This is a genomic window from Methanothermobacter sp. (assembly GCF_030055425.1).
Lineage (GTDB): Archaea > Methanobacteriota > Methanobacteria > Methanobacteriales > Methanothermobacteraceae > Methanothermobacter.
Map to the genome: position 1 here is coordinate 1 of NZ_JASFYE010000011.1, position 12,695 is coordinate 12,695.

Below are 12,695 nucleotides of genomic sequence, written 5' to 3' on the forward strand. Positions count from 1 at the left end.
GTGAACTCCTCATCACCCACATAGAGGTCCTCAGTGTTCTCCCTCACTATGACAAAGTCAAGGTCAGGGTAAAGGCACGGAACACCCGGAAGGGACTTAACAGGCCTCAAATTCGCAAAAAGATCAAGCTCACGTCTCAATGTAATTATGGCACTCTTCTGACCGGGCACGGTTGTAACTGCACCAAAGAGTGTTGCATCAGACCTTCTGACGAGTTTCACTGTTTCCTCGGGTATGGTTTCACCGCACCTCATGAAGCACTCATTACCTGCCTCTGCATACACAAATTCCAGTTCAAGGTCCAGTCCCCCAAGAACGTGGATGGCGGCCTCCATAACCTCCTTGCCGATACCATCACCGGGTATAACTGTTATCCTGTACATCTGAACACCTTAAGTTTAATTCCATGAATGCAGATTCCATGTGAAATGGTATAATATTTAAGGATCCTATGATAAAAGTATATTTAATTGGGGGGAATTTTTGTGTTTTACCTTACCGTTCTCAGTATCTTTGATTCCCTGAGGGATGATAGAAGTGCACTCAGACACTACGAGAAGAAGCTTCACGAGTATCAGGAACATGAAGCAGAGGTTCTCATAGATATAGGGGTCATCTACCTTGACAGGGGTGAAACAGAGAGGGCAGTGGGAAGTTTTGATGAGGCCCTTGAAACCTACAGGAAACTCAAATTCCCTGAGGGCGTCGCATATGCCTCTGAACTCCTGGGGGACTCCCTGATGGCTAAGCGGGAATTTGACAGGGCGATGAAATGCTACTCGGAGGCCCTCTCTATATACTCGGAGATCAACGGCAAGGTCGCAGATGAACTGAGGGATAAGATATATGAGGCGGGTAAGATAAGGGAGGCACTGAGTTCAGATGATACTGAACCTGAACCCGTCCAGCAGGATTCAAAGTCCACAGACATTCAATCTGAGACCCAGAAAATCTTCAGACTTGCAGATGACCTCATGGGTATCATTGACTCCTTTGAATCATACGGGAAGTGCTGGGAGGACCGCGACATAGACACCCTCAATTCCAATCTGGAGTCTGCCACAGTTATACGTGACCGCCCAACGGAGGCCCTTCTCAATCTCCTGATAGGGCGCTACAGGATGGAGGAGGGTGATCTTTATGATGCCCTGAAGTTCATAAAAAGGTCCAACAGGATATTCAGGGAGAGTGGAGATTCTGCAGGGGTTGCGGTGTCCCTTGTGATCCTGGGGGTTCTCTTATTCCTTATTGATGAGCGTGAAAATCTCTACAATGTATTTAAGGAGGCCCTTGAGATGTTCAGGGCACTTGGACTTGAAGATGCTGAGAGGGTTACAATGAATATCATAAATACCCTCACCAGGACCTGAACCTCATTTCTTCCTTACTTTCACAATGCAATTCAATAATTAGCCTAATTTTTGATTGTTCAGTTAATGAAAATCCGCGGGTGCCAGTCCCGCCAGTTCCAGGATAAGTATTATGTATCCATGCGAACATAACGAATATAACGGGTGATAACATGCAGAGGAGAGAAAACGTTGCTAGGCTCATTGAGCAGTTAAGGGAAGACGATGAACTCATGAGGGTTCAGGTTATTGAACTCCTTTGTGAGATAGGTGAACCAGCGGTTGAACAGCTCATTGAGGCCCTCGACGATGATAACAAGTTTGTGAGGAGGGGGGCCGCAGCGGCACTTGGTAAGATTGGGGATCCCAGGGCCATAGGGCCCCTCATAGAGGCCCTGGCCGATGAGAATAAATGGGTTCGAAGGGACGCATCAACTGCCCTTGCAAAGATGGGTGACGAGGCAGTGGAACCCCTCCTTGAGAGCCTCTCAAGTGACGACTGGAAGATAAGGGGTGCTGCCGCATGGGTCATAGGGAACTTCCGGGATGAGAGGGCTGTTGAACCACTCATTGAACTCCTGGAGGATGACAGTGGCTTTGTGAGAAGTGGTGCTGCAAGGTCACTTGAGCAGATAGGCGGGGAACGGGTGAGAGAAGCGATGGAGAAACTGGCAGAGACCGGCACGGGATTTGCAAGAAAGGTTGCCATCAGTTACCTTGAAACGCACCAGGAGGAGTGATTTTTGAAGGTAAGTATAATTGGATCAACAGGGCGTGTTGGAAGGGCAACGGCACTGTGCCTTGCAGAGGAGGAGGCTGTGAAGACACTGCACCTCATATCAAGGAGGGAGAGCCTTGAGCAGAACATTGGAGAGGTCCTTGATATGAGCGACGCCCTTGCAGCCAAGGGGGTTTCAGTTAAACTGGAGAACTCTGCTGACATAGAAAATGTCCACGGCTCAAGGATAGTTGTTATAACTGCTGGTGTTCCCAGAACCGCTGATATGGACAGGGATGACCTTGCACTGCAGAACGGAAAGATAGTTGCCGAGTATGCAAGACAGATTGCCCGGTTCGCCCCGGATTCAATTATACTTGTCGTGACAAATCCTGTTGATGTGATGACCTACGTTGCACTCAAGTATTCGGGTTTTCATCCCAGCAGGGTATTTGGCCTTGGAAACCACCTTGACTCCCTCAGGCTCAAGAATTACATGGCAAGGCATTTCAATGTCCATGTTAGTGAGGTTCACACCCGGGTTATCGGGCAGCACGGCCCCTACATGGTCCCCCTTATCAGCTCCACATCCATAGGGGGTATACCGATTGAGCACTATGCAAGGAGGGACTACTTCTCTGGTTACAGGAGGTTCGACCTCAAGGAGACCATAGAGAAGGTTATCAATGCAGGTAGCAACATCATAAGCAGGAAGGGGGCCACCGAGTATGGTCCGGCCTTTGCCATCTCCAACATAGTGACAACGATACTGAATGATGAGCGAAGGATACTCACGGTTTCGACCCTCATGGAGGGCGAGATTGATGGTATCAGAGACGTCTGCCTGGGTGTACCGGTGAAGCTCGGTAAGAATGGTATAGAGGGTGTTGTGCCAGTCCTGATGGACAGGGATGAGAGGGAAGCCTTCAGGGAGGCTGCAAGCCATGTCAGAAACTCCACAATGAAGGTTATGGAGTTTCTGGATGAGGAATTTCCACTTTAGTCTTGATGGTCTTTTCGCCTGATAACGGGCTTCCATCCACCCATTTTCATTTCAGGGGGTCCCATTGTGTGCTGGTTATCTTTCAGGTCAGGACCCATAAGGTTGGACCTTAACTGGCAGCAGGGCCCAATGGCGCTGGTTATCTTTCAGGTCAGGAGCCCCTGATTTTATGGAACCCTTTTAGAGGTACTATGGAAATATTTATATAGCTGTTCAATTATAACTTAATTCAAGACCCGGTTTCTGAACATTGTACACTGAGATTCTGCGGGTCGGGCCTCAGAGATAACCGGCAACACTTTTCCGGTATATTTATATGGTCATGTGCCAAAAACCTAATCAAAAAACTGAAAGGAGACACCATGATAAGGATAGGCATTCTCGATCTTCAGGGCGATGTTTCCGAGCACCTCGAGATGACCCGGAGGGCAGTTGAGAGGATGGATCTGGATGCAGAGGTAGTGAAGGTGAGAACAGCGGAGGACGCATCAGCTGTAGATGCAATAATAATCTCCGGCGGTGAGAGCACCGTCATCGGTAAACTCATGGAGGAGACAGGGATAAAGGATGTTATACTCCAGGAGAACAAAGCAGTGATGGGGACCTGTGCCGGGATGGTTCTTCTTGCAAGTGAAACAGACTATGAACAGCCCCTCCTGGGACTCATAGACATGAAGGTTAAGAGAAACGCCTTTGGAAGGCAGAAGGATTCCTTTGAGGAGGACATAGAGATTCTCGGAAGAAAATTCCACGGAATATTCATAAGGGCACCTGCCGCCATTGAGGTGGGTGAGGGGGCTGAGGTATTATCCAGAATCGGTGAATGGATCATCGCAGTGAAGGAGGGCTGCAACCTTGCAGTTGCCTTCCACCCTGAACTGGGAGAGGACACGGAACTTCACGAATACTTTATAAAGGAGGTATTGAATTGTGTGGAATAGCAGGAGTGGTCTACAAGGACGGTAAACTTCACAACGTCGGGGCAGACATGACGAGGATGCTCCATGCACTTCAGCACAGGGGCCCCGACTCAGCGGGATTCTCAATCTACGGAGGTCTTGGTCTTGAGGAGAACGAGTACCTCCTTAACATTGAGGTTAAAGAAAAGAAGGGACTTCTTGAGAGGGTCAAGGAAACGGTTGAAACAGTAAGCCCCATAAGGAAGGATGAGGTCATACCATCAGTGGAGGACTACATAATATACCGCTGCAGGATCACCCTTGAATCATTCTCACAGCTCAAACCACTCATAATGGAGATAGACAGGATAGAGGATGTCATAGTACTCAATGGAAGCCACTCCTTTGAAATGATAAAGGATGTTGGGTCTGTACTTGAAATAGCAGACCGCTACGACACCTGGTCAAAGAAGGGCACACATGCCATAGGTCACACAAGGTTCTCAACAGAGAGCATAGTTGACAGGTACCATGCACACCCATTCCAGAGCTACATCATCCCCGACATAACCGTCGTACACAACGGCCAGATAACCAACTACTGGAAGATAAGGGAACCCCTTGAGAGGAAGGGACACATATTCGAGACAAACAATGACACAGAATGCATAGTCCACTACGTTGCAGATAAACTGGCATCAGGCTACAGCCTTGAGGAGGCACTTGAACAGTCAGTGAAGGACATGGACGGACCCTTCTCATACATAGTCGGAACACCCACCGGCGTGGGGATAGCAAAGGACCAGCTCGGCCTCAGGCCCGGGGTGATGGCAGAGAACGATGAGGTATTCGCTGTTGCATCAGAGGAGGTCTCCCTGAGGGAGGTCATGGATACAACAGAGGTTGAACAGATATCCCCCGGTGAGGTCAGGGTATACGAGATATAGGGTGATATGATGAGGGAAGCTGTAGTTGATGCAGAATCAAAAACCCCCAGGGAGGTTAACAGGGCCATAAAGGGTCTGGCAAAGGACCATGACAGGATAGTGGTTAAAAACCCCAACGCCATGCACTACATCGGCGCGGGCCTCACAGAGGATGTGGAGCTCATAATAGATGGTTCAGCCGGATACTTCGCCGCGACAATGATACACGGCCCAAGGGTTAAGATAAATGGTAACGCGGGATGGTTCCCTGCAGACAACATGACAGAAGGTGAGGTTATAATAGAGGGATCCGCTGGAGACGGAGTCGGACAGGGAATCTACGGCGGAACAGTCGTTGTAAGGAAGGACGCAGGATCAAGAACAGGAGAGATAATGAAGAACGGGACCATCATAATAGGTGGGAACTCAGGTTTCATGACGGGTCTCTTCATGATGGGCGGTCGCATAATAATCCTGGGGGACCTTGCAGAGGATGCAGGGGAGTCCATCATAAGGGGAACGATATACGTAGGTGGAGAAATAAAAAGCCTTGGAAAGAACGCAAAGGTTGAGGACATAACCCCTGAGGAGGAAGAGGAACTCAGAGATGTCCTATCAGAATACGGATTTGAACTTGAAGATGATGGATACCGTTCCTTCAGAAAGATTGTCCCAAGAAGCAAAAGGCCATTCTATGGCGAAGAATCGGAGGAAGGATAATGAGCAGATATGCAATGGTCGGAACACCCTGCCAGATAACAGCAGCCACACTGATGAAAGAATATAACGGGGAATTCCCTGTTGAACTCAGAATTGGGCTCTTCTGCATGGAGAACTTCTCCTACACCTACCTGAAGGAACTTGCAGAGGAGGAGGGTGTTGATCTCAGAGATGTTTCAGAGTGCAGGATAGAGAAGGGCAGGCTCTGGTTCCACCTCAACGATGGAAGCACAGTATCCATCCCACTTGAAAGGGCCAGGTCTGCAATGAGAAAGAACTGCTCTGTGTGCATGGACTTCACATCAGAACAGTCAGACGTTTCAGTGGGATCTGTGGGCTCACCTGAGGGATGGTCAACACTCATAATAAGGACAGAAAGAGGTAAGGAGCTGGTTGAGGGAGCCAGAAAGGCAGGATACATTGAAGCAGCACCCATAACCGGGAAGGGACTCAAACTTCTTGAAAAACTTGCATCAGGTAAAAAGGAGGAAAACCTTGGGGAGATACAGAGAAGGGAATCAGTTGCAAGGCCAGTCCTCTACTGGAGGGTGATGCCCGTGGACCTCTACCTTGAGGAAATTAAGGACTACCAGTTCGATGACCTTAAGTCTGACGTCATCGATGTTGGTGCATGCGTGCTCTGCGGGGCCTGCGAGGCGTCATGTCCAGAGGGTATTGTGAGGATAGAAGACAGAAAACCCGAGGTTAAAGGTGCATGTCCCGAGGGCTGCAACGCATGCTATGTGGCATGTCCAAGGACCTACGTACCCGACAGTATAATAAGCCATGAGTCCGCGGCCGAACCCCTGGGGGAGTACACTGAGATACTATCTGCAAGGGCCCCAATGTTCAGGGGCCAGGATGGTGGGGTTGTGACCGCACTCCTGACCTACGCCCTCAGGGAGGGAATTGTGGACGGGGCACTGGTGGTTGACAGGGACCCTGCAATGCCATGGAAACCCGTACCTGTTCTGGCAGAGGATCCAGAGGATGTTGTGAGGGCTGCAGGTACCAAGTACTCTGCATGTCCTATATTGAAGGTATTAAAGGAATAAGAGGGGTTAAAGATGCCTTTTAAGGTTGAAAGAAAGGAAGACGTATGTAAGAGGAACTTTGACCGTCCCGGTTGCTGCTGGTACATGTGTGATAACCGGGACGAGTCACTCTGCGCAAACTGCTTCTCATGCTACAACAACTGTCCACATGATGTTTACGAGATAATAAACGGGGAACCGGTACCATTAAGGCATGAAAACTGTGTGGGGTGCCGTATCTGTGAGGAGATGTGCCCCAACAATGCAATAGAGGTTAACGCCGTACCCGAGGACCGGAGGAATGTATGGTCATTCACTGACCTTATTGAGATACAGAGGAAATCCAGGGAGGGTTCCTACAAGGTGAGGGGCTGCGGTGCAGTGAGGAGGATACCCACATTTGACGACCTTGTGATCATACCTGCCCAGGTCTCAAGGCCACCCATAGACAAGTACAGGGAGCCCTGCAATACCAGGGTGGTGCTGGGTGACAGGTTCGCAGAGAACCCTCTGGAACTTGACACACCCATCATGATAGCCGCCATGTCCTTCGGAGCCCTCAGTAAGGAGGCAAAGATAGCCCTTGCAATGGGGGCAACCCTCGCAGGCACAGCCACAAACACAGGTGAGGGGGGAATGCTCCCTGAGGAGCGTAAATACGCCTCAAAACTCATTGCACAGTATGCATCAGGACGCTTCGGTGTCTCTGCAGAGTACCTCAACAATTCAGAGGCCATTGAGATAAAGATAGGTCAGGGTGCCAAGTCAGGTATGGGTGGACATCTGCTTGCAGAGAAGGTAACGGCGGAGGTCTCAAGGATAAGGATGATACCCGAGGGTACCGATGCACTGAGCCCGGCAAGGCACATGGACATCGTTGGACCCGAGGACCTCAGCATGAAGATATCCCAGCTCCGTGAGATAACCGACTGGAAGGTCCCGATAATGGTCAAGTTCACATCTGGCCGTGTTGCCGATGATGTGAAGATAGCTGCAAAGGCGGGGGCAGATATAGTCGTGGTTGATGGTATGCAGGGGGGTACAGGGGCTGGGCCCGACGTTGTAACCGAGCACTCGGGCATACCCACAATAGCTGCCATAGTGGAGGCCGATGAGGCCCTCAAGGAGGTCAACCTCCGTGATGAGGTGAGCCTCGTTGCAGCAGGCGGTATAAGGAGCGGGGCCGACGTTGCAAAGGCCATCGCACTTGGTGCGGATGCCGTCTACATCGGTACAGCGGCGCTTGTCTCAATTGGCTGCCGCGTCTGCCAGATGTGCTACACTGGTACCTGCAGGAAGGGTATTGCAACCCAGGATCCACGGCTCAGGAAGCGCCTGGACTATGTTGAGGCAGGTAAAAACGTTGCAAGGTACATAGAGGCCATGACAGAGGAGGTGTGCATGCTCACGCAGCAGGCGGGTAACACTGACGTGAGCAAACTTGAGAAGGATGACCTCCGGGCTCTCACCGTGGAGGCCTCTGCACTCACAGGGGTTAAGATGGCTGGAATGGAGGCACCGGCCCGGTTTTAGCCACCAGAGCATTTAACTTCCCTGATCTTTATTTTTTTAAATTTTTCCATTTTTTCTTTTATGAAACCTATTTAAACATTGCACCCCATAGAGTAATAACAGGTTTTTTCTGGAGGGAATAACTTGAATGAGTACACCAACAGGTCACTCAGGGTCTATGTTCTAATAGCTGCAACACTATCATCCTTTTTAACGCCCTTCATGGGGTCATCCATCAACGTTGCACTACCTGTGATAGCGCTTCAGTTCGGGATAGATGCAATACTGCAGACATGGATTCCAACGGCATTTCTCCTTGCAGCGGCGATCTTTGCAGTACCATTTGGGAGGATATCTGAGATATACGGTATGAAGAGGATTTTCATCTATGGAAACCTGATATTCACTGTTTCATCGGTCCTATCAGCATTCTCACCATCTGCCCTTGCCCTCATAGTATTCAGGGCCATTCAGGGTGTGGGATCGGCGATGATATTCGTCACTGGCCTTGCAATGCTCACCCGTGTATTTCCGCCAATGGAGAGGGGTAAGGCCATAGGTATAAACACTGCAGCAGTGTACATTGGACTTTCAATGGGCCCGGTTCTCGGGGGTTTTCTCACGCATTTCCTGGGGTGGCAGAGCATATTCCTTGTCACTGTCCCGGTAACACTCATTGTTCTCGCGGTGTGCCTCCTTAAGGTTGAGGGTGAATGGGCGGATGCCTCAGGGGAAAGTTTCGATGTTCCAGGTTCAATATCCTACTGTATATTTCTGTTTCTTTTAATGTATGGATTCTCCGCCCTTCCTGAGGCTGTGGGGGGGCTCATGATAGTTCTGAGTATTCTGGCATTTGCGATATTCCTTAAAATTGAACTATCATCAGAGAGCCCTGTCTTCAATGTGAGGCTCTTCAAAAATCTCAGATTCAGTTTCTCAAGTCTCGCAGCCCTCATAAACTACAGTGCAACCTTTGCGGTTTCCCTGCTTCTGAGCTACCACCTTCAGTACATCAAGGGACTTGACCCGGGCTCCAGCGGACTCATACTCGTCACACAGCCCATTGTCATGGCATTCGTGGCTCCCCTGGCAGGGAGGGCCTCTGACAGGTTCAACCCCCAGATACTTGCAGGGATAGGGATGGCAGTAAATGCGGCTGCGCTCCTCAGCCTAAGCATCCTTGATAGGGGCACGCCCCTATTTATGATAGTGACATCTCTCCTTGTCCTAGGCCTCGGGTTCGGGTTTTTCTCATCCCCCAACACCAATGCAATCATGGGTTCCGTTGAGAGGAGGGACTATGGTATTGCATCTGCCACAGTGAGCTCCATGCGCCTCATCGGCCAGGCCTTCAGTATAGGTATAGTGACACTCATCTTTGCATTCCTGATAGGGAGGGTTCCAATATCCCCTGCAAATTATGACCTCCTCATAGAGAGCACAAGGATATGCTTCCTGGTGTTCGGGGTCCTGTGTTTCATAGGGGTTTTTGCTGCAACAGCCCCCAGGAACGATGGTTGATGAGCAGACCCTAAACTTTTCACAAAAAGTGATTTAATCTACACTTTTTTCATTTTTTGGAAAATTATTTAAACTATTTTTTATTTAATTTTTATTGAGGGGGGAAATTTTTGAAAGATGATTATCTGAAGGTTTATGTGCTATGCGCAGTGACCCTCTCATCATTCCTTGCGCCATTTATGGGTTCATCAATCAATGTGGCCCTCCCCCTTATGGGCGAGAGCCTTAATATGGGACCCTCCCAGCAGACCTGGGTTATAACGGCATTTCTTTTAACGGCGAACGTCTTTCTACTGCCATTTGGAAGGTTATCCGAGATATACGGGATAAAGAGGCTCTTCATTTCAGGTAACATCATATTCATTACAGCATCAGTTCTCTGTGCAATGGCACCTGATGCAACCTCAATCATCCTTTTCAGGGCATTTCAGGGAATCGGGGCCTCCATGGTACTGGTAACAAGGCTTTCTCTTATATCAATGGTGTTCCCTGCATCTGAACGTGGGAGGGCCATAGGTGTGAATACCGCGGCAATAGATATGGGTCTCTTTGCCGGTCCCATCCTGGGAGGTTTTCTGGCAGAGATCATGGGATGGGAGTCCATATTCTTATTCACGGTTCCAGTGGGAATCCTTGTTGTACTCATCTCGCTATCCAGAATTGATGATGAGTGGATGGCTGGTGGAAGCAGAAAATTTGATCTTGAGGGGTCACTCACCTACTGCACATCACTTTTTCTCTTCATTCAGGGATTCTCAACACTTGCAAGTATAAGGGGAGTTCTGCTCCTCGTTCTAAGTTTTCTGGCGTTTTCTCTCTTCATCAAGACAGAGGCGCAGGCAAGGAACCCCCTCTTTAATGTTGAACTATTCAAAAACAGAAGATTCTCCTTTTCATCCCTTGAAGCCCTGGTGGTATTCACATCAACATTTGCGGTTTCCCTGCTTCTCAGCTACCACCTCCAGTACGTCAGGGGATTAAGCCCGTCTGCCAGTGGACTTATACTTATAGTTCAACCCCTCATGATGGCCCTGATCGCCCCCCTTGCAGGGAGGATGGCCGATATGGTGAAGCCCCATATTCTGACATCAGCGGGTATGGTGCTGATCTTCATGGCACTCATGGGATTTGCAACACTGGGCCCTGATACACCGGAAACAGCAGTAATAATGGGACTCATGGTGCTTGGAACCGGTATGGGACTTTTCTCATCCCCAAACACAACAAAGATTATGTGTTCAGTTAAGAGGGATCATGCAGGGGTGGCATCTGCCACGGTGACCTCCGTGCGCCTCATCGGCCAGGCCTTCAGTATGGGCACAGTGACACTCATCTTCGCCTTTCTGATGGGGAGTGTTTCAGTATCCCCTGCAAATTATGGTATCCTCATGGAAAGCACAAGGATATGCTTCCTTTTATTTGGTATTATATGTTTCATAGGTCTTTTTGCTACCACAATCCACAGAAACAGTTATAAATGATCTTATATTGTTTGACAGTTAAAAGGGATGATCCGGTAGCAGCATCAACCGTAAGTTCAATGAGGCTTATTGGCAGATTCTGACGGTCACCTCCATCTTTTTTGATTTTTATGTGGGAGTCACATATTTTACCCTCTAGGATAAATATATTGATTAGGGGAACAGGGATCTGCTTCATCATATTTTCCCTGCTAATGATGGGGCTACCTGATCTGCTTATGGGTGTTAAAGATGAGGATAAGGGTTCTTAAGGACGGACCATACCTCGTGGAGGGCTCGGTACCCCTCTATGAGGAGGTAATTGTAACCGATGAGGATGGACACACAAGGGAATTTGTTGAGAGAAGAAAGTTCCCGCTGAAGGAGAGGTACCTCCTCTGTCGCTGCGGCGCATCAAAGAACAAACCCTACTGTGATGGAACACACCTTGAGGTGGGCTTTGATGGTACCGAAACAGCATCGAGGAAGCCCTACATTGAAAGGGCGACCGTGTTCAGGGCAGGGGACCTTGAACTCACCGATGTCCCTGAACTGTGCGACCACTCAAGGTTCTGCCTCCGGGCAGGGGGTATAAGGGAACTCCTCAGGAAGGGTGACACCCAGAGCATACAGATCGCCATTGAGGAGGCGATGATCTGCCCATCAGGGAGACTCGTCCTCTGGGACAGGAGGACAGGGAAACCCTATGAAAGGGACTATGAAAAATCAATAGTGGTTATCCATGATAAACAGAAGAAGTGTGAGGGACCCCTCTGGGTGAGGGGGGGTATAAAAATAGAATCCGCCGATGGGAGGGAGTATGAGACCAGAAACAGGGTTACCCTCTGCCGGTGCGGTTTATCTGAGAACAAACCATTCTGTGATGGTAGCCACTGGATGAGTGCAGAGGAGAAACTTGAATTTAAGAGGAAGTGGGGTATTGAGTAGTTTTTTTGCAGCAGAGGAGAAGCTTGAATTTAAGAGGAAGTGGGGTATTGAGTAGTTTTTTTGCAGAGAAAAAGAGGAAGTGGGAAACTGAGGAGTTTTACCCGATTTTCCTTTTCATCCACAGGGCCCCTATTAAAAGGCCAACTATGACCCCTATCAGTGCCCCTGAAAGGAATGGCGTCATAAAGCCGCTACCCATGTTTTCTGTATTCACTGAGCTGAGTTCAAGGAGTTTTTCCCTGATTGATGCCTCATCGGCACTGCAGTAAGTCACCCTGGTTGCAAGTTCAGGATGCCTGTGGAGGAAGTCCCTCACGGTGTCCTGGTAGGCAACTGCCAGTATCTTCTTGTTGGGGTTTCCAAGGGTGTGTTCCAGTTCATGCTCCACATCCGATGGGCTCTGGAAACGGTACACGGTGACGTTGACCCCTGTCTCATCGGCCACTGACCGGGCAAGTTTTCCTGTGGAGTTATCGGCTATTACAATGAACGACTCTGGGGTTATCTCCATTCCATGGGCTGAGACACCGCCGATAAGGAGAAAAATTAGTAGAAACACAAATTTCTTCACATGAATCACCTAGACCTTTTCCATTGCAATGAGC

13 protein-coding genes are annotated in these 12,695 nt (G+C 49.3%); 11 read left to right on the forward strand and 2 right to left on the reverse strand.

Annotated features, from left to right (window positions below; genetic code table 11):
- On the reverse strand, nucleotides 1-383 hold a 383-nt coding region (locus QFX39_RS08880), incomplete at its 3' end, for an isocitrate/isopropylmalate family dehydrogenase (protein WP_300479743.1).
- A 102-nt stretch (nucleotides 384-485) separates the two neighbouring features.
- Here QFX39_RS08880 and QFX39_RS08885 point away from each other — a divergent pair.
- The 11 genes from QFX39_RS08885 (at nucleotide 486) to QFX39_RS08935 (ending at nucleotide 12,090) form a co-directional block, all read left to right on the forward strand.
- A complete protein-coding gene (locus QFX39_RS08885) occupies nucleotides 486-1,370 on the forward strand; it encodes a lipopolysaccharide assembly protein LapB (protein ID WP_300479746.1) in 885 nt (294 codons plus the stop codon).
- A 152-nt stretch (nucleotides 1,371-1,522) separates the two neighbouring features.
- On the forward strand, nucleotides 1,523-2,089 hold the full coding sequence (locus QFX39_RS08890) for a HEAT repeat domain-containing protein (RefSeq protein WP_300479748.1): 567 nt from the start codon (nucleotides 1,523-1,525) through the stop codon (nucleotides 2,087-2,089).
- A 3-nt stretch (nucleotides 2,090-2,092) separates the two neighbouring features.
- Nucleotides 2,093-3,070, forward strand: a complete 978-nt coding sequence (locus QFX39_RS08895; RefSeq protein ID WP_300479750.1) for a malate dehydrogenase — start codon at nucleotides 2,093-2,095, stop codon at nucleotides 3,068-3,070.
- 362 nt (nucleotides 3,071-3,432) lie between these two features.
- On the forward strand, nucleotides 3,433-4,011 hold the full coding sequence (gene pdxT / locus QFX39_RS08900) for a pyridoxal 5'-phosphate synthase glutaminase subunit PdxT (protein ID WP_300479752.1): 579 nt from the start codon (nucleotides 3,433-3,435) through the stop codon (nucleotides 4,009-4,011).
- On the forward strand, nucleotides 3,999-4,916 hold the full coding sequence (locus QFX39_RS08905) for a glutamine amidotransferase family protein (RefSeq protein ID WP_048175046.1): 918 nt from the start codon (nucleotides 3,999-4,001) through the stop codon (nucleotides 4,914-4,916). The genes pdxT and QFX39_RS08905 overlap by 13 nt, the downstream gene beginning before the upstream one ends.
- 9 nt (nucleotides 4,917-4,925) lie before the next feature.
- The gene (locus QFX39_RS08910) at nucleotides 4,926-5,615 is read left to right on the forward strand and encodes a GXGXG domain-containing protein (protein ID WP_300479754.1); all 690 of its coding nucleotides are present in this window, start codon (nucleotides 4,926-4,928) and stop codon (nucleotides 5,613-5,615) included.
- The gene (locus tag QFX39_RS08915) at nucleotides 5,615-6,670 is read left to right on the forward strand and encodes a Coenzyme F420 hydrogenase/dehydrogenase, beta subunit C-terminal domain (protein ID WP_300479758.1); all 1,056 of its coding nucleotides are present in this window, start codon (nucleotides 5,615-5,617) and stop codon (nucleotides 6,668-6,670) included. Before QFX39_RS08910 ends, QFX39_RS08915 begins: the two co-directional genes overlap by 1 nt.
- A 12-nt stretch (nucleotides 6,671-6,682) precedes the next feature.
- Nucleotides 6,683-8,182, forward strand: a complete 1,500-nt coding sequence (locus QFX39_RS08920; RefSeq protein ID WP_300479760.1) for a glutamate synthase-related protein — start codon at nucleotides 6,683-6,685, stop codon at nucleotides 8,180-8,182.
- Between the two features lie 123 nt (nucleotides 8,183-8,305).
- Nucleotides 8,306-9,682: an MFS transporter gene (locus tag QFX39_RS08925; RefSeq protein ID WP_300479763.1), complete on the forward strand. Its 1,377-nt coding sequence runs from the start codon at nucleotides 8,306-8,308 to the stop codon at nucleotides 9,680-9,682.
- Nucleotides 9,683-9,792: 110 nt separating this feature from the next.
- Nucleotides 9,793-11,163: an MFS transporter gene (locus QFX39_RS08930; protein WP_300479766.1), complete on the forward strand. Its 1,371-nt coding sequence runs from the start codon at nucleotides 9,793-9,795 to the stop codon at nucleotides 11,161-11,163.
- A 231-nt stretch (nucleotides 11,164-11,394) separates the two neighbouring features.
- Entirely contained in the window at nucleotides 11,395-12,090 is a 696-nt protein-coding gene (locus tag QFX39_RS08935; RefSeq protein ID WP_300479768.1) for a CDGSH iron-sulfur domain-containing protein, read from the forward strand.
- 97 nt (nucleotides 12,091-12,187) lie between these two features.
- Here QFX39_RS08935 and QFX39_RS08940 read toward each other — a convergent pair whose 3' ends face one another.
- Nucleotides 12,188-12,661: a hypothetical protein gene (locus tag QFX39_RS08940; protein WP_300479771.1), complete on the reverse strand. Its 474-nt coding sequence runs from the start codon at nucleotides 12,659-12,661 to the stop codon at nucleotides 12,188-12,190.
- Between the last annotated feature and the right edge of the window lie 34 nt (nucleotides 12,662-12,695).

Bases quoted from the DNA above. Each gene is read 5' to 3' on its own strand.
- QFX39_RS08920 (WP_300479760.1), top strand. From the start codon at position 6,683: ATGCCTTTTAAGGTTGAAAGAAAGGAAGACGTATGTAAGAGGAACTTT.
- QFX39_RS08890 (WP_300479748.1), top strand. From the start codon at position 1,523: ATGCAGAGGAGAGAAAACGTTGCTAGGCTCATTGAGCAGTTAAGGGAA.
- QFX39_RS08910 (WP_300479754.1), top strand. From the start codon at position 4,926: ATGAGGGAAGCTGTAGTTGATGCAGAATCAAAAACCCCCAGGGAGGTT.
- QFX39_RS08935 (WP_300479768.1), top strand. From the start codon at position 11,395: ATGAGGATAAGGGTTCTTAAGGACGGACCATACCTCGTGGAGGGCTCG.
- pdxT (WP_300479752.1), top strand. From the start codon at position 3,433: ATGATAAGGATAGGCATTCTCGATCTTCAGGGCGATGTTTCCGAGCAC.
- QFX39_RS08915 (WP_300479758.1), top strand. From the start codon at position 5,615: ATGAGCAGATATGCAATGGTCGGAACACCCTGCCAGATAACAGCAGCC.